This is a genomic window from Algoriphagus sp. 10J20-15 (assembly GCF_055809615.1).
On sequence record NZ_JBVVUG010000025.1, the window covers coordinates 23,881 to 39,605 of the forward strand.

The 15,725-nt window shown below is 42.7% G+C and carries 17 protein-coding genes and 1 pseudogene; all 18 read left to right on the top strand.

Annotated elements, in window-relative coordinates; all coding sequences use genetic code 11:
* The first annotated feature begins 26 nt into the window (after positions 1-26).
* Positions 27-1,535: a sensor histidine kinase gene (locus tag AC0L6R_RS09990; protein ID WP_473271050.1), complete on the top strand. Its 1,509-nt coding sequence runs from the start codon at positions 27-29 to the stop codon at positions 1,533-1,535.
* Positions 1,499-1,870 (top strand): response regulator transcription factor, encoded by a 372-nt coding sequence (locus AC0L6R_RS09995; RefSeq protein WP_473271051.1) that lies wholly within the window; start codon positions 1,499-1,501, stop codon positions 1,868-1,870. Before AC0L6R_RS09990 ends, AC0L6R_RS09995 begins: the two co-directional genes overlap by 37 nt.
* On the top strand, positions 1,848-2,441 hold the full coding sequence (locus AC0L6R_RS10000; RefSeq protein ID WP_473271052.1) for a response regulator transcription factor: 594 nt from the start codon (positions 1,848-1,850) through the stop codon (positions 2,439-2,441). Before AC0L6R_RS09995 ends, AC0L6R_RS10000 begins: the two co-directional genes overlap by 23 nt.
* A 349-nt stretch (positions 2,442-2,790) precedes the next feature.
* Complete coding sequence (locus tag AC0L6R_RS10005) at positions 2,791-5,865, top strand: PVC-type heme-binding CxxCH protein (RefSeq protein ID WP_473271131.1); 3,075 nt, start codon at positions 2,791-2,793, stop codon at positions 5,863-5,865.
* A 7-nt stretch (positions 5,866-5,872) separates the two neighbouring features.
* Positions 5,873-6,424, top strand: coding sequence for a plastocyanin/azurin family copper-binding protein (locus AC0L6R_RS10010; RefSeq protein WP_473271053.1), 552 nt, complete (start codon positions 5,873-5,875; stop codon positions 6,422-6,424).
* Between the two features lie 119 nt (positions 6,425-6,543).
* The gene (locus AC0L6R_RS10015; RefSeq protein WP_473271054.1) at positions 6,544-7,077 is read left to right on the top strand and encodes a ThuA domain-containing protein; all 534 of its coding nucleotides are present in this window, start codon (positions 6,544-6,546) and stop codon (positions 7,075-7,077) included.
* Positions 7,078-7,403: 326 nt separating this feature from the next.
* Positions 7,404-8,521: pseudogene (locus tag AC0L6R_RS10020) on the top strand (Gfo/Idh/MocA family protein).
* A gap of 1 nt (position 8,522) precedes the next feature.
* Positions 8,523-9,368, top strand: a complete 846-nt coding sequence (locus tag AC0L6R_RS10025) for a sugar phosphate isomerase/epimerase family protein (RefSeq protein WP_473271055.1) — start codon at positions 8,523-8,525, stop codon at positions 9,366-9,368.
* 219 nt (positions 9,369-9,587) lie between these two features.
* Positions 9,588-10,466 (top strand): glycoside hydrolase family 43 protein, encoded by an 879-nt coding sequence (locus AC0L6R_RS10030; RefSeq protein WP_473271056.1) that lies wholly within the window; start codon positions 9,588-9,590, stop codon positions 10,464-10,466.
* 137 nt (positions 10,467-10,603) lie between these two features.
* Complete coding sequence (locus tag AC0L6R_RS10035) at positions 10,604-11,020, top strand: Tm-1-like ATP-binding domain-containing protein (protein WP_473271057.1); 417 nt, start codon at positions 10,604-10,606, stop codon at positions 11,018-11,020.
* Positions 10,953-11,156, top strand: a complete 204-nt coding sequence (locus AC0L6R_RS10040) for a Tm-1-like ATP-binding domain-containing protein (RefSeq protein ID WP_473271058.1) — start codon at positions 10,953-10,955, stop codon at positions 11,154-11,156. The genes AC0L6R_RS10035 and AC0L6R_RS10040 overlap by 68 nt, the downstream gene beginning before the upstream one ends.
* A 35-nt stretch (positions 11,157-11,191) precedes the next feature.
* Entirely contained in the window at positions 11,192-11,554 is a 363-nt protein-coding gene (locus AC0L6R_RS10045; protein ID WP_473271059.1) for a hypothetical protein, read from the top strand.
* Complete coding sequence (locus tag AC0L6R_RS10050; RefSeq protein ID WP_473271060.1) at positions 11,544-11,684, top strand: hypothetical protein; 141 nt, start codon at positions 11,544-11,546, stop codon at positions 11,682-11,684. Before AC0L6R_RS10045 ends, AC0L6R_RS10050 begins: the two co-directional genes overlap by 11 nt.
* Positions 11,685-12,036: 352 nt before the next feature.
* Positions 12,037-12,189, top strand: coding sequence for a hypothetical protein (locus tag AC0L6R_RS10055; RefSeq protein ID WP_473271061.1), 153 nt, complete (start codon positions 12,037-12,039; stop codon positions 12,187-12,189).
* A gap of 10 nt (positions 12,190-12,199) precedes the next feature.
* A complete protein-coding gene (locus AC0L6R_RS10060; protein WP_473271132.1) occupies positions 12,200-12,694 on the top strand; it encodes a phosphoenolpyruvate hydrolase family protein in 495 nt (164 codons plus the stop codon).
* A complete protein-coding gene (locus AC0L6R_RS10065) occupies positions 12,669-12,899 on the top strand; it encodes a phosphoenolpyruvate hydrolase family protein (RefSeq protein ID WP_473271062.1) in 231 nt (76 codons plus the stop codon). Before AC0L6R_RS10060 ends, AC0L6R_RS10065 begins: the two co-directional genes overlap by 26 nt.
* Before the next feature lie 558 nt (positions 12,900-13,457).
* Entirely contained in the window at positions 13,458-14,849 is a 1,392-nt protein-coding gene (locus tag AC0L6R_RS10070) for a GMC oxidoreductase (RefSeq protein WP_473271063.1), read from the top strand.
* Between the two features lie 76 nt (positions 14,850-14,925).
* Positions 14,926-15,633, top strand: coding sequence for a gluconate 2-dehydrogenase subunit 3 family protein (locus tag AC0L6R_RS10075; RefSeq protein WP_473271065.1), 708 nt, complete (start codon positions 14,926-14,928; stop codon positions 15,631-15,633).
* Positions 15,634-15,725 lie beyond the last annotated feature (92 nt).

Consider the following 15,725-nt stretch of genomic DNA (forward strand, 5'->3'; position numbering starts at 1 on the left):
TTCACCATTCTGTTGTCGATGTTTTTTTGGATGATAAACAACAACTTTGGGTAGCTACTTCAGGAGGAGGTTTTGCTAGATATGACAGTGAAAAAGATTCCTTTATCTCCTATACTCTTGCTAAAGGCTTTCCTACAAATAATTACTATGATATTGTGGAGGATGACCAGGGTTTGCTCTGGATTACTTCCAATAAAGGACTGCTCCGATTTGATCCTGAAAATGAAACATATCAGCTGTTTAATAGGGGAAACGGCTTGATGGTTAGTGGATTCAACTATCAGTCCGGGTATAAATCCAGTGATGGGACCCTTTATTTTGGAAGCCTGGACGGTTTCATAGCTTTTAATCCCAGTCAGTTTGAGAACTACAATTACCAGCCTCCCTTAGTTTTCACCGGTATTGAGCTTTTTAATCAGGAAATACCAATCACTGATCAGGATGGGATTTTGCAGAATGCTATTACTTACACAGACAAGATTACGCTCGAAGCTGATCAGAATTCACTGAGTTTTGACATTGCTTCTTTGGGCTATACCAAAGCCGTGAATCAGAATATTCGTTATAGAATGGTCGGTTTCGAAAAAGAATGGCAGAACCTCAATGATGCCAACAAGATCTTTTATTCCTATTTGCCTCCAGGAGAATACGAGTTGATAGTACAATCCAACATTGAGACAGAAGGTGCAAAGAATCAAGAAGCAAGGTTAAAGATCGAAATTCTTCCTCCTTTTTATAAGACTTCTCTTGCCTATGCATTTTATCTGATACTTATCGTTCTAATCGCTTATTGGCTTATTACCATTTATAAAAACCGGGTAAACAATAGGCATCAGGTGCAGATTAACCTGCTTGAAGCCGAAAAAGAGAGAGAGATCTACGAGGCTAAAATTGAGTTTTTTACCAATATTACCCATGAGATTAGAACTCCACTGACGCTTATAAAAGGCCCTTTGGAGGATATTCTGAGCAAGGACCGCAATTGTGACGCAGAGGTGAAAAATGATTTGCTGATCATAGAGAAAAACACCAATCGACTGATTGATCTCAGCAACCAACTGCTTGATTTCCGCAAAACCGAGCAGCGTGGATTTAAGTTAAGTTTCCTCAAAACTGAGATTTGCGGAATCCTGGATGAACTCTATGTCCGGTTCAAAGTTACCGCTTCGCAGTCCGGCTTGAATTTTACACTCGAAAAGTCCACCCCAACACTTTTCGCAGATGTGGACAAGGAGGCCGTCATTAAGATCCTCAGCAACTTGCTGATCAATGCCCTTAAAAATGCAGAGAGCATGATTCATATTCGTATGGACTATGATCCTGCCCAACCTTCTGTTTTCCATATAGAAATATCGAATGACGGTGATCTTATCCCCAAGGAAATGGCAGGGAAAATCTTTGAGCCCTTTTTCCAAATCGGAGATACGAATGCCTCAAAAGCTAAGCAAGGTACTGGTTTGGGATTGCCGCTGGCAAAATCCCTAGCAGACAATGCACCATGGAAATTCTTTCCATGGACGATGATAAGGTATTGAACAGGTTTGTTCTTCAGCTTCCAATCAAACAAAAGGAAGCAATACATTTGGATGAAGAGAATGACTTGAGTACCGAAGTCAAAATCAGCCAGGAGGAAGCTGAGCCTGAAGTTAAGCCGGTTAAAACCAAGAAAAAAGGTAGTCTTCCAGCCATACTATTGGTAGAGGATAATAAGGAATTGCTTCAGTTTTTGGGAGAAAAGCTCAAAGGAAAATATGTAATCCATAAAGCGGCAAATGGACTTTTGGCGCTGGAAGTGCTGAAAAAAGAGCCTATTGATTTGGTTATTTCCGACGTAAATGATGCCGGAAATGGACGGTTACAAACTCTGTGAACATATCAAGTCAGATTTGGCCACCAGCCATATTCCTGTCGTGCTTCTCACTGCAAAAAACAACATTAATGCAAAAATCACTGGGTTGGAAATGGGCGCTGACGTGTATCTGGAGAAGCCATTTTCCCTGGAGTTTCTTTACCTACAGATCAAAAACCTCCTGAAGCATAGGGATGAGATTAAGAAAGCTTTTGCCAGTCTTCCTTTGGTGAATTCGGATACCATCGCCCATTCCAAAGCAGATGAGGAGTTTTTGAAGAAGATCAATGAGGCCATTTTGGCCAATATTGAGAATGAGCTTTTTGGGGTATCCGAACTGGCAGATCAGCTTCATATGAGTCAGTCGAGTTTGCTGCGCAAAATCAAAGGAATCTCAGAATTGACTCCGAATGGTTACATCCGCCTAGTAAGACTTAAAAAATCTGCAGAATTGCTGGGTGATGGACTGCACAGTATTGCAGAAATAAGCGAGATGGTGGGCTTTAACAGTCCTTCATACTTTACAAAATGTTTCCAAAAACATTTCGGGGAGCTTCCAAAGGATTTTGTGAAAAAGCATGATGTAATTTAACAGAAAACGATGCTGATGAACTTTATTTTTCTCAGGAATTCTTTTCCGGTTTTAGGAGAGAATGTGAAGCGACCATTGGATTTGAAAGTTTACCCTAGGTTTTTTGGGTAAATCACTCCTAAAATTCAGGTTACTTGTAAATCAGTCTATTACAAATTCGCCTAAATCCCAAAAAGAAGGGAATTTGCTATTTTTTGAAGTTTTGGGACTAATCGAAAAGAGGGTGAATGGATAGTTTTACAGCCTAAAGTGAATTAAAGTTTTTCCTTTTATTCATCATCCTTTTGATAAACCCTGATAAACCGAATTAATCATGCGATTAAGTAGAAACATCAATGTTCTCTTCCTGCTGATTGTGACTATTTTTCTTAGTCACAGTTCAGTCTCTTTAGCTTCCGAAACCGCAGGCAAGCCCGAACCACGACGTGCCGAAGTACTTTTTCTTGGACATGCCAGCGAGCATCACAATTCTAGATTGTATGCGCCTTGGTTGGCTACAGCACTTTTTGAAAGTGGGATTAATATTACTTACACTGAAAAACTAGAAGACCTAACTAAAGAGAATCTCTCCAAGTACGACGGTTTGGTCATTTATGCCAACCATGATGTGCTCTCAAAAGAGCAGGAAGCAGCGATGAAAAGTTTTGTGGAGGGGGGAAAAGGATTGATTCCGCTTCACTCAGCTACGGGCTGTTTTAAAAACTCGGATTGGTACATAGAAACTATTGGCGGTCAGTTTGCCTCTCATGGTGAAGGTGATTTTACAGGAACTATTGTAGCGCCAAATAATGAGGTAATGAAAGGATTGAAGCCTTTCCAAACCTGGGACGAAACTTACGTGCATCAGAATATCAATCCAGACATGACTGTGCTTATAGAGCGGGTAGACGGGGATCATAAGGAGCCTTACACTTGGGTGAGAAATGTGGGTAAAGGGCGTGTTTTCTATACCGCTTATGGACATGACGAAAAGACTTGGAAGAATGCAGGCTTTTTAGCTTTGGTAAAAAATGGCATTTTTTGGGCAATGGGAGAAGATGTAAAAGCAAGTGTCGCTGCTTTGAATATTCCGGATGTGTCCATCTATGATGAAACGATTTCTGATTTCACTAAAAGATATGAGGTGCCGAAAATGCAGGATGCCTTGGCACCTGAAGAATCTAAAAAACTGATTCAAAAGCCTGTTGATTTTTCGATTGAGCTTTTTGCTTCTGAGCCAGATATCCAAAACCCAATTGCTATGGCATGGGACGAAAGAGGAAGATTGTGGATCGTAGAGTCTGTAGATTATCCAAATACTTTTAAAGAAACTGATGGACTGGCAAATGACCGTATCAAGATCTGTGAAGATACCGATGGTGACGGCAAAGCTGATAAATTCACCGTCTTCGCTGACGGGTTGAATATCCCAACCAGTATGGTATTTGCAAATGGCGGAATTGTCGTGTCCATGGCGCCTGACTTTGTCTTTATGAAAGATACTGATGGTGATGATGTGGCCGATGTGAAAGAAGTCATTATGACTGGCTGGGGCAAAAACGATACGCATGCTGGGCCTTCCAATCTGCAGTACGGATTTGATAATAAGATCTGGGGAGTGACTGGCTACTCAGGTTTCAATGGAACTATCAATGGCGAGCAGATGAGTTTTCCTCAGGGGATCTACCGATTTGATACTGATGGAAAAGACTTTGAATACCTGGCTGGATCCAGTAATAATACTTGGGGACTAGGCTTTTCTGAAGATAACAACGTCTTCATGTCCACTGCAAACAATACCCATGCTGGATACTATTCAATCCCAGCAAAATATCTACAACGCGTATTTACTAAAGCTGGTGAGGGAGAAGCAGCTCCAGAGTTTGAAATCCAACCGATCCATAAAATCGATGGACACTACGATGCGCATGCGATGACACCTAATTTACGGCAAGTGGACGTAGTAGGCGGATTCACTTCTGCTGCTGGATTTAGATTATATACTGCTCGGGATTTCCCTAAGGAATATTGGAACAGAATCGCTTTTGTAAATGAGCCAACGATCAGATTGACCCATAATGCGATCATAGAGCCAAATGGAGCAGGTTTTAGCGAAAAAGATGGATGGAATTTCCTAGCGAGCTCCGACGAATGGTTCGGCCCCGTGCAGGCTGAAGTTGGCCCTGATGGAGCTGTTTGGATAGCTGATTGGTATAATTTCATCATTCAGCACAACGTATTTGTAGAGCGTCAGGCTCCTTCAAGAATGGTGTTGCCTTTCGAGGATCAGCCACATGGTCAGGGAAATGCCTTCCAGAGTAAGCTTCGCGATACCAACCATGGCAGAATTTACCGTGTAGTTTATAAAGACGGCAGCAGTGACAAGCCAATGAAACTTTCTAAGGAAGATTCAAAAGGTCTAATTGCAGCATTGAAAAATGACAATATGTTCTGGAGAATGACTGCTCAGCGACTGCTTGTGGAGTCTGGAAACCAAAAAGTACTCGGTGATTTGTACAAGATCGTCAATGATAAATCTGTGGATGAGATTGGACTGAATAGCCCGGCTGTTCATGCGCTATGGGCACTTCATGGCCTAGGTGCTTTTGAATCAACTAATGCTGAGGCAATCAAAGTAGCCACTACTGCATTATCACATCCTGCTGCTGGAGTGAGAAAAGCTGCAATCGCTGTTTTGCCAAATACCCAGGCGACTACTCAGGCAATCAAATCCGCAGGACTAACTCAGGACAAAGATCTAAATGTAAGGATGCATGCAATCTTGAAGCTAGCAGAAGTTCCAGGAAGTGCAGAAGCTGGTGCAATGCTTTATCAGGCGAGTTTGGATGAGGCAAATGCCACAGACGATTGGTTGCAAAAGGCGATTTTCGCGGCAGCAGCTGAGCAGGGTAAATTCTTTACAGATGCTGTTGGTTCGCATAAATCAGATCTAACCAACAGATTGATGACTTCCGTGGCAAACGAGAAATACGATTTGGGAAGAAGAAGCACGCTACAATATTCTCCGGATGTAAAAGGCAAAGCGATTTCTATTTCCACACAGATTTCCAAAAGAAGAGATGATGAGCCTTTCGGTGTGATCACAGCGCACGGCGATGCGCAGAATGGCTATTCTTTCTATCTGGAAGAAGGTAAATTACACTGGGTAGTGAAGCAAAACGGGAAATCTTTCGAAGCTGTAACGAATGCTGCTTTGCCAGAAAGCTATGAAACTGAAGCAACTATTTCTAAAGATGGAAAAATGGAAATTCTGGTTGATGGCAAGTCTGTCGCCACTGCCAAGGCAAATGGTGCTTTTACTGGCAAACTTGCGCCAAGTGTAAGATCAGGCCGTGATTTCGGAGGAGATAGAAATGTAGGTTCCTACAAAGACGAATTCAGTTTTGAAGGCAACCTTAGAAACGTAGTATTAGAGTTAAAATAAGCATACCATGATTAAAGTGACCTTGTTTCCAGTTGCAGCCATGCTGCTACTGGGGAATTGGTTTTCTCCTAAAGAGGTAAAATCTTCTGAAGCGATTGCTCTTTGCGAAGCAAAACCAACAACAGAAAACACAGACCAACCAAAGAGTAATGTTCGAATCGCGCGAAATGAAGAATTGCGTGAGACGACTATTTTACTGGAAATAGTACCGGAGATGATGAAGTTCGATCAGGATACTTTCAAGGTAAAAGCCGGAGATAAAATCATCCTGGAGATTGACAATCTGGACGGTATGCAGCATAATCTACTTATCGCTAAACCTGAAACCTTGGATAAGGTAGGTGCAGCGGCAGATGCTATGCTTCGTGACCCAAAAGCATCAGAGAAATTCTATATACCTGAAGTTCCGGAAGTGCTTTTTGCCACAAAAATGATCGGACCTCAAGAACTCTATACCTTGACTTTCACTGCTCCGACTAAGCCCGGTAATTATCCCTTTGCCTGCACATTTCCTGGGCATTGGAGAATGATGAATGGTATCATGGTCGTGGAGGGATGATAAATGTTTGAAGTCGGAAGAAGTGCTTCGGTCTTGGTGAAGAAGTAAATTAATGCTTCTGTCAACATTGTGGAAATTCATAAGTGACCTAATAAAAATTCTAAACACAACCCAAAAATATGAACCTTAAAAAAATAATCATTCCTTTTCTAAGCCTACTATTGGTTTTCGGAATTGGAACAAGCCTGCTGGCAAAGGAAAACCCTGCTAAAAAGCCAATCAAAGTATTGATGGTTGGTGGCGGATCTTCTCACGATTTTGACAAATGGTACAAAGGTGCCGACGTCGCCACTTTGGAAAGAGATGGCTTGGCAGAAGTAACTTATACTGATGACCCGACTACCATTTTGCAATACTTAGATGAGACTGACGTACTCTTTCTAGCAAATAATCAGCCTATAGCAGACGAGGCTACCCGCAAAGCAATTTTTGCTTTTGCAGATGCCGGAAAAGGTCTTGTCCTAGCGCATCCGGCACTTTGGTATAATTGGAATGATTGGCCGGAATACAACAAGACCATGGTTAGTGGCGGCTCAAGGGGCCATAATGCCTATGGGAATTTCAATGTGGATTTGACTGAACAGCATCCTGTAACCAAAAGGCCTTCCCAGCACACTTCTCTTTGGATGATGAGCTATACTATTTCAAAGTAGATGCAGCGAGGTCCTGGAATCGAAAATCCTGGCAAATGCAAGCAATGCGGATACAGATCCATTTCCTTCTATTTTCATTGTAAAAAATCCAAAGGCAAAAATCGTCGGCATCGCCTTAGGCCATGATGCAGCTTCGCATGAGCTGGAAGCCTATCAGACACTAATTCGAAATGCAGTAAAATGGGCTGCGAAATAAGTTATAAACCTACTTCCCCCGGTCTGTGTCTGCACAGACCGGAATTATCTTAAACGAGTAGCGTAATTACTCTGAATCTGATCAAACCTGTCTTTTTCAACAGTTAATCAAAAACCTAAAGCATACACTAATGAGTCAAAAACAAATCACTGTAGTTATAGTCGGACTGGGTTTCGGCAAGGAGTTTATTCCAATCTATCAAGCACATCCAAATATCAAGGCGGTGGGTATCTGTACTAGAAATCCAAAAACAATTGATGAATTGGCGACCAAGTTTAATCTGGACAGAAACCTTTGCTTTACTAATTTCGAAGATGTGCCAAAGCGTGACGATGTGGATGCGATTCATATTGTGACACCAGTTCCAGATCATGCAAGAATGACTTTGGCATCTCTGAATGCCAATAAGCACACAGCTTGTACCATCCCAATGGCGATGACTAAGGAAGATTGTGCAGCTATTGTGGATGCGAAGAAAAAGTCTGGCAAAGTCTATATGATGATGGAGACTGCACTATATACCCGTGAGTTTTTATATGGCTTGAACTTGGCAGAAACAGGCCAGCTGGGCAAGATACAAATGGTAAGAGGTTCGCATATTCAGGATATGAGCATGCCTGCTGGGATGAATATTGGAAAGGTTTCCCGCCGATGTTGAACGAAAAACGCATGCGATTTCTCCGCTTTTGAGAATCAACAATACAAAAGCTGAGACTGTAGTTTGTCACGGTTCAGGAAGATTAAGCGAAGATTTGGCAAGCCGCGATGGCTCTCCATTTGCAATGGAAACGGCAAACTTTCACGCTTAAAAACTCAGACGTAATTGCAGAAGCGACTCGTTCTCTTTTTGATGTAGTTCGACAATATCGTGAGTCATACGACGTCTATGGCACCAAGATGTCCTTCGAATGGGAGCAGCTGGAGGATGAAAGCCATGTGATTTTTGATGGAGGCGAAAATGCCCGAAGAATAGATGTGCCTGACACAGATGAGTTGCTGATCGAGCCAATCAAGCACTTTACCAAGAGACAGACTATCGACGATCCTAATCACGTGTCATTCCTTCAGGGAGCTGGACATGGTGGATCACATCCACACTTGGTGCAGGAATTTATCGCTGCCATAGTAGAAGGAAGAGATTCTGCTGTAGACGCGACTACTGCCGCAAATTATACCTGTGCGGGAATTTGCGCACACGAGTCTGCCATGAAGGGTGGGGAAAGAATTCAAGTTCCGACCTTCGACTAAGATGCAGTTTGGAGTAAGTACATTTTTATGGGTATCGCCTTTCGATACCCATTCTTTTGATCTTGTGCATAAAGTGAAGGAGATGGGCTTCGATATCATCGAGGTACCTGTGGAAGACAAAGAGTTGGTGGATTGGGATGCACTGAAAAAACTCACGGACGAACTTGGATTGCAAGTAAGTATCAGCGGAGCATTCGGAGCAGACCGGGATATTTCCAGTGAGGATCCTGACATTCGTTCAAATGGTCTGAAATACATTCAGGATTCCATCAAGATCGCTGCGAAAATGGGTAGCCCATTATTCGGCGGTCCGCTTTATTCTGCAGTGGGAAAGCTTCGCTCTATTTCTGCTGATCAGAAAAAGCAGGAATTCGATTGGTGTGTGGATAACTTGAAAAAAGCCTGTCAAACTGCGGAGGAATGTGGAATAACGCTAGGGTTGGAACCTCTTAATCGCTTTGAAAGTGACATGGTCAATACCGTAGATCAGGCATTGGAGATTGTAAAAGCTGTGGACTCTCCTTGGTTGAAAATCCAGTTGGATACCTTCCACAATAATATTGAAGAGAAAAATATTGCAGCATCCATCCGTAAGGTTGGCAAGGACTTGCTTTGCCATGTGCAGGCGAATGAAAGTGACCGCGGAACTCCAGGAACAGGGAATCTTGCTTGGGATGAGATCAAAGAAGCTTTGGAGGAAATAGGCTACGAGGGTGCGATAGTGATTGAAACCTTCGGAGCTGTATCCAAGGAAATGGCAAAAGCTACTTGTATTTGGAGACCTTTAGCTGAAAGTCCAGATGCTTTGGCTAGGGAAGGACTAGCTTTTTATAAGAGTACAGTTTGAATAAAAGAGGCTTCGACTTCGCTAAGCCTGACTATACCTCCGTGTTCTGTGTTCTCACAGACCACTCAACCAATTTCTGTCTGTGAGACAAAGACTGATGTGTAACAGCTTTTAAAAACCCAATAATCCATCAAACCATGAACGTTACCCAAATCCTCTTTATAGCATTTTGGTTTAGCCTGAGCTTTTTTTCATATCCTGAGAAAAGCCCTATTCTTCTTGTCAGACCCAACTATTTTCTATCATGATGGCACCTACTATCTCTATGGTACCAGTGGAAATGACAAGAATTTGGGTTTCGAAGTTTATGTTTCCAAAAACCTAAAATCCTGGAAGAGGTCTGATAAAAATGATGGATATGCGCTTAAAAAAGGCGAATCCTATGGAGATATTGGTTTTTGGGCACCTCAGGTTTTCGAGTACGAAGGGAAATTTTACATGGCTTACACCGCCAATGAACACATTGCAATTGCGACTTCAGATAGTCCGTTAGGGCCATTTACCCAAGCAGAAAAGAAAGATCTGGAAGCGCCTGTGAAGCAGATTGACCCTTACATTTTCATTGATGATGACGGGAAAAAGTACATGTACCACGTGCGTTTGACTGAAGGAAATCGACTGTTTGTGGCTGAATTAAAGGATGATTTTTCAGGTATTAAAGAAGAAACCTTGACCTACTGCTTCCATGCGGAAGAACCTTGGGAAAATACTCAAAATGTGGATTGGACAGTATCTGAAGGTCCAGCGATTATTAAGCACGAGGGATTATATTACTTTATTTACTCCGCTAATGATTTCAGGAACCCAGACTACGCTGTCGGCTATGCGGTAAGTGAAAGTCCGATGGGACCTTGGAGAAAAAGTCCTACCAACCCTATTTTCGACAAAGCTGATGCAGGAATCAACGGTTCCGGGCATGGAGATTTTTTCTTCGATTCAAAGGGTAAACTTCGATATGTGCTGCATACTCATAATTCGGATGGGAAGGTATCTCCCAGAAAAACGGCTTTGATTGAATTGGAATTTAAGGAGGATGGAAACGATGCGGATCTTTTGGAAGTGAAGAAAGGGAGCTTTAAATTTCTAGAATTAGATTGATTTTGTGTAACGGTCATTTCGAAGGAAGGCTGACTGAGAAATCTAACGCCGTGGTTTATGTCTCACAGGCTAGCACCATTTATGGTTTGCGAGGACACAAACCATGGCAAAAGACAATATAAATACAACCACAAAGCATGACCCAAAAACCTAGAATCCTGATGCTCGGCTGCTTCGACACGAAAGGGCAAATCTTCTCTTTTCTACGAGACTGTCTATTGGCACAAGGAGCAGAAGTGGTTACGGTTAATGTTGGTGTTATGGGTTCGACCACGCTATTTCCTATAGATGTGGAGGGAACTACAGTCTCTGAAATCGGGGGAGGAAATCTAGAAGATATCCGAAGTAAAAATGACCGTGGCTATGCCATGGAAATCATGGGTCGGGGATCAGCAGAAATATTGGCGGATCTTTATAAGCAGAAAAAATTTGATGCAGTAATCGGCATGGGCGGAGGGGAGCGGAACTTATGTTACGCTGAAGTCCATGCAAAACCTACCCTTGGGTTTACCGAAAATCTGTATTTCTACTTTGGCCAGCAAGGATCTTTCTGAGCAGATTGGGGCGAAGGACATTGTGATGATGCCATCCGTGGTAGATGTAGCGGCATTGAATAGTGTCATCAAACGAATTATCCCAGCAAGCAGCTGCCGCAATTGTAGCCATGTGTGGAGTGGAGGTTTTCGATAAATCTACTACTTCTAAGCGCATAGCAATCAGTATGTTTGGGAAACACTAGCGTTTGCGTAGATTTTTGCACTGAATTGTTGGAGGCAAAAGGCTATGAAGTGATGACTTTTCACGCTAATGGTTTGGGAGGAAAAGCAATGGAAAGCCTAGTGCTCGAAGGGTGCTTTGCAGGTGTGTTGGATATAACCACCACAGAATTGGCAGATGATCTTTGTACGGGGGTCTGCAGTGCAGGTGGACAAAGGTTGGAAGCTGCTGGGAAATTGGGGATTCCGCAAGTAGTGGTACCGGGATGCATGGATATGGTCAACTTTGGTACCATGGAATCTGTCCCGGATAAATACAAAAATCGTCAATTGTGTACGCTGGGTACCAACAGTAACCCTGATGCGAACTAACGCCGAGGAAAATCAAATACTCGGTGAGATCCTAGCCAAAAAGCTAAATCATGCCACAGGCCCATCAGCTGTTCTTTTTCCGGAGAGAGGCCTTTCCCCAAATAGATGCGGAGGGAAATGTGTTCTATAATCCAGCCGTAAACCGGATACTTTCAGATACAATCGAAAAGAATTTGAATTCGGATATCGCTTTTATAGAACTTGCCCTTTCATATCAATGAAAAAGAATTTGCTGAAAAAGCGGTGGAAACGTTGATGGAGATGATGAAATATTAGAGAAGAGAGATCGGATATTAAGAGAATAAAAGTCAAGAAAACATATTCTGCTACTGAAAGAAGCAGGACAACCTCTGACATCTCGGTCTATATCCATACAAACCGGGGCTGAAGTTCAGCCAAAAATACTCGCAAATTACGTCCTCTGGGGAAAACTCTGTGTGCTCCGCGGGTATTAAAAAATACAAACCATAAAAATAGAAAATATGCCAAATCCATGGACAGGAAAGGGAAATCCCTATACCAGACAGGAAGTAAGAGAAAGACTTAAAGAAACTTTAGCTCAGAAAAAAGCCATTATCGCTGCGGGAGCAGGTACCGGGTATTTCCGCCAAATTCATAGAAAAAGGTGGGGCTGATCTACTGATTATCTACAATTCCGGTAGATTCCGAATGTCAGGACACGGGTCAACTGCCGGATTAATGGCCTATGGCGATGCCAATGCAGTAGCTATGGAAATCGGCGAATTTGAAGTTTTGCCGGTGGTGGAAGAGATTCCTGTGATCTGTGGTGTTCATGGTTCTGATCCGAGAAGACGCATGTGGCATCATCTGCTGAAAGTGAAAGAAATGGGTTTCTCAGGCATCAATAATTTTCCGACTCATTCCATTGTGGACGGGCATTTCCGTCAGGTTTTGGAAGAAACCGGAATGGGCTTCGACAAAGAAGTGGAAATGGTAAGAATAGCCAATAAAATGGATCTGTTTTCTATCGTATATGTGGCTTCACCCGAGGACGCAAGACAGATGGCCGAAGCTGGCGCCGATGCAATTATCTCTCATGTGGGAACAACTGTGGGAGGCTCCATTGGTGTAACGGGTGCGAGCTGTAGCATGGATGAGGCTGTTGCGAGGAGCAAATGAAATCGTAGCGGCAGCCAAAGCGGTTAATCCTGATTTATTCTTTTTGGCACACGGCGGCCCGATCAACACACCAGAAGACGTTCGTGAAGTTTTGGAAAAAGCAGATGTCCACGGATTTGTTGGTGCTTCCTCTTTGGAAAGAATGGGAGTGGAGGAGTCGCTGACGAATTTGACCCGGCAGTTTAAAAAACTGACGATAAAGTGAAATTTCTGTTATTAAGCTAATGCAGTTTAATCTAGGTGGTATTTCTACATCAGCATATTTAGTTCTGAGTTGTCATCCATGGCATTAATCGTATTCAGTGAGGTTTAAACTCAGGATTAGAGGATTTTTATCAGGTTTTAACCGCAAATTAACCTTAGGATTAACCTTACGGACACTATTTTCCCAAACAGATCAATAGCTGTGGATAGAGGGAAGATGCCGATGATCTGAAATGAAGTTTTTAAACCCTAAATAATAGTTAATGAGTTATCAGATTAAGAGAGTCTCCTGATTCATATGATGTCATCATAGTAGGGTCAGGGGAGGCTCGGTGGAGGTATGGCCTCTAAGAATTCTATCGGAGTCTGGCCTTTCTGTGGCGGTAGTGGAGAGCTGGAGGTGACTTCGATCCGGCAAAAGAAGAAGACCGTACTCGGTTAAGAGCCACCATCGGGAATCGCCGCGAAGAGGAGCTGGTACCCGAATACAGGCCATTCGGTGATTTCGATCAGGCAATTGGGGGTTGGGATATAGAAGGTGAACCATACACGCATAAAGATGGGACCAAATTTGATTGGTTTCGCTACAAGAATGGTTGGGGGTCGTACCAATCACTGGGGTAGAATCTCTCTTCGATTTGGACCAAATGACTTTAAGAGAGCAAGTATAGATGGATTAGGGGATGATTGGCCGATAGGCTATGATGATCTGAAACCATACTATGATAAAGTCGATAAGCTTATTGGAGTATTTGGTTCCAAAGAAGGAATTTACAACGAAGCGGATGGGTTTTTTCTTCCACCTCCTAAGCCACGATTGCACGAAATGTTCCTGAAAAAGGGGGCAGACAAAGCAGGGATGCCGATGATCCCTGGAAGGCTTTCCATGCTTACCCGCCCGATCAATAAGGAGAGAGGTACTTGTTTCTTCTGTGCACAATGTAACAGAGCTTGTCAGGTCTATGCAGATTTTCTCGGCAGGTACCTGTTTTGGTACAGTCCTGCCATGAAGAAAGGTAAAGTGGACCTATTTACTTATTCCATGGTGCGAAAAGTTACTACAGACGATACTGGCAGGGCAACTGGAGTATCCTTTGTGAGTAAAATCGATATGAAGGAGTACAAGCTCAAATCTAATGTAGTAGTACTGGGAGCATCTGCTTGTGAGTCTGCTCGAATCATGATGAATTCGAAGTCCGAAACTCACCCAAACGGCATGGGTGGAGACTCTGGAGCGTTAGGAAGATACCTTCATGATTCAACAGGAGCAGATCGAATGGGTATTCTGCCGGATCTTTTTGAAAGGGAACGATACGACGAAGACGGAGTGGGAGGAATGCATATGTATACTCCATGGTGGCTGGATAATAAAAAACTGGATTTTGCCCGAGGCTATCACATTGAATACTGGGGTGGTATGGGGCAGCCATCATACGGCGCTGGTGGTGGTATGGACACCATGAGAAAATACCTGAAGGACGAATTCGGTAATCCAAGCTCAAATGGTGGATATGGTGAAGGACTGAAAAAGGATATTCGCAGGATCTATGGATCTACCTTGGGAATGTCTGGTAGGGGAGAAAGTGTGCCTAGATATGAGAATTACTGTGAAATTGATCCTAACGGAACGGTGGATAAATATGGTATTCCGGTCTTGCGCTTCAATTACAACTGGACTGATCAGGAACTGAAGCAAGCCAAGCACATGCACGATACTTTCGAGGAAATTCTTACAAATGCGGGAGCGCTTCTTTTAGGTTCCAAACCAGGACCTGAATCAAACTATGGGCTACATGCACCAGGAAGAATCATTCATGAAGTCGGTACTACGCGGATGGGAAATAGTCCTAAAGGATCAGTAGTAAATTCCAATTGTCAGGCTCATGACTGTAAAAACCTTTTTGTAGTAGATGCTGGGGTCATTCGTGTCTCAGGCGGACAAACCTCCTGACCTGACCATTCTGGCGCTTTCGTGGAGAACTTCAGAATTTATTGTGGATCAGTTAAAACAAAAAAACATATAGGCCATGAACAGAAGAGAAAATCTTAAACTGCTCTTTACCGGCTCTCTGGGTGCAGGTTTGATCATGACTGGTTGCGAATCTGAACAAACAAAACTTGTCCATGAACCAATAATAGGCGGAGGCACTCCCGGTTTTAGAACAGAAGAGGAAAAACGTAGAGATGCAGAGTTTCTTTCCGAAAAGTTTTTTACAGAGGATGAAAGAAAGAAAATAAATGTCCTTGCGGATATTATATGCCCTTCAGATAATGAATCTCCATCTGCCACAGAACTTGAAGTGCCAGATTTTATTGACTTTATGATGAATGACCAGCCAGTAAATCAAACACCTATGAGAGGTGGATTAATGTGGTTGGATTTTGAAGCAAATGAAAAATTCGGGAAATCATTTAATGAGTTATCCAACGATCAGATTATTGAAATAGTAGAACTAGTTGCTTGGCCAGATAAAGCTACCCCTGAGTATGAAGGTGCTGTAAAGTGGTTTAATATGCTTAGAAATCTGGTTTGCTCAGGATATTTTTCAACTCAGGCAGGATGGAAATACATAGGATATGTAGGCAATCAGCCTAATGTCTGGGATGGAGTACCACAGCATGTGATGGAAAAATATGGATTTGAGCTTCAGGAGAAATACCTCCCCATATATCTAAAACCTGAAGATCGGGGTACAATTGCGGAGTGGGATGAGGATGGAAATATCATTAAATAGATTGGGTTTTAACTTGAGAATGCCTTCCGAAATAATTGGAAGGCATTTTTTTTATCTACGTCGATTTGAAATTCAATGGTATGAATATGAAT

What these genes read in the sequence shown, in the direction of transcription:
- AC0L6R_RS09995 (WP_473271051.1), top strand. Translation starts at nt 1,499, where the DNA reads ATGGAAATTCTTTCCATGGACGATGATAAGGTATTGAACAGGTTTGTT.
- AC0L6R_RS10000 (WP_473271052.1), top strand. Translation starts at nt 1,848, where the DNA reads ATGGACGGTTACAAACTCTGTGAACATATCAAGTCAGATTTGGCCACC.
- AC0L6R_RS10010 (WP_473271053.1), top strand. Translation starts at nt 5,873, where the DNA reads ATGATTAAAGTGACCTTGTTTCCAGTTGCAGCCATGCTGCTACTGGGG.
- AC0L6R_RS10015 (WP_473271054.1), top strand. Translation starts at nt 6,544, where the DNA reads ATGAACCTTAAAAAAATAATCATTCCTTTTCTAAGCCTACTATTGGTT.
- AC0L6R_RS10025 (WP_473271055.1), top strand. Translation starts at nt 8,523, where the DNA reads ATGCAGTTTGGAGTAAGTACATTTTTATGGGTATCGCCTTTCGATACC.
- AC0L6R_RS10035 (WP_473271057.1), top strand. Translation starts at nt 10,604, where the DNA reads ATGACCCAAAAACCTAGAATCCTGATGCTCGGCTGCTTCGACACGAAA.
- AC0L6R_RS10040 (WP_473271058.1), top strand. Translation starts at nt 10,953, where the DNA reads ATGCAAAACCTACCCTTGGGTTTACCGAAAATCTGTATTTCTACTTTG.
- AC0L6R_RS10050 (WP_473271060.1), top strand. Translation starts at nt 11,544, where the DNA reads ATGCGAACTAACGCCGAGGAAAATCAAATACTCGGTGAGATCCTAGCC.
- AC0L6R_RS10055 (WP_473271061.1), top strand. Translation starts at nt 12,037, where the DNA reads ATGCCAAATCCATGGACAGGAAAGGGAAATCCCTATACCAGACAGGAA.
- AC0L6R_RS10065 (WP_473271062.1), top strand. Translation starts at nt 12,669, where the DNA reads ATGAGGCTGTTGCGAGGAGCAAATGAAATCGTAGCGGCAGCCAAAGCG.
- AC0L6R_RS10070 (WP_473271063.1), top strand. Translation starts at nt 13,458, where the DNA reads ATGGGACCAAATTTGATTGGTTTCGCTACAAGAATGGTTGGGGGTCGT.
- AC0L6R_RS10075 (WP_473271065.1), top strand. Translation starts at nt 14,926, where the DNA reads ATGAACAGAAGAGAAAATCTTAAACTGCTCTTTACCGGCTCTCTGGGT.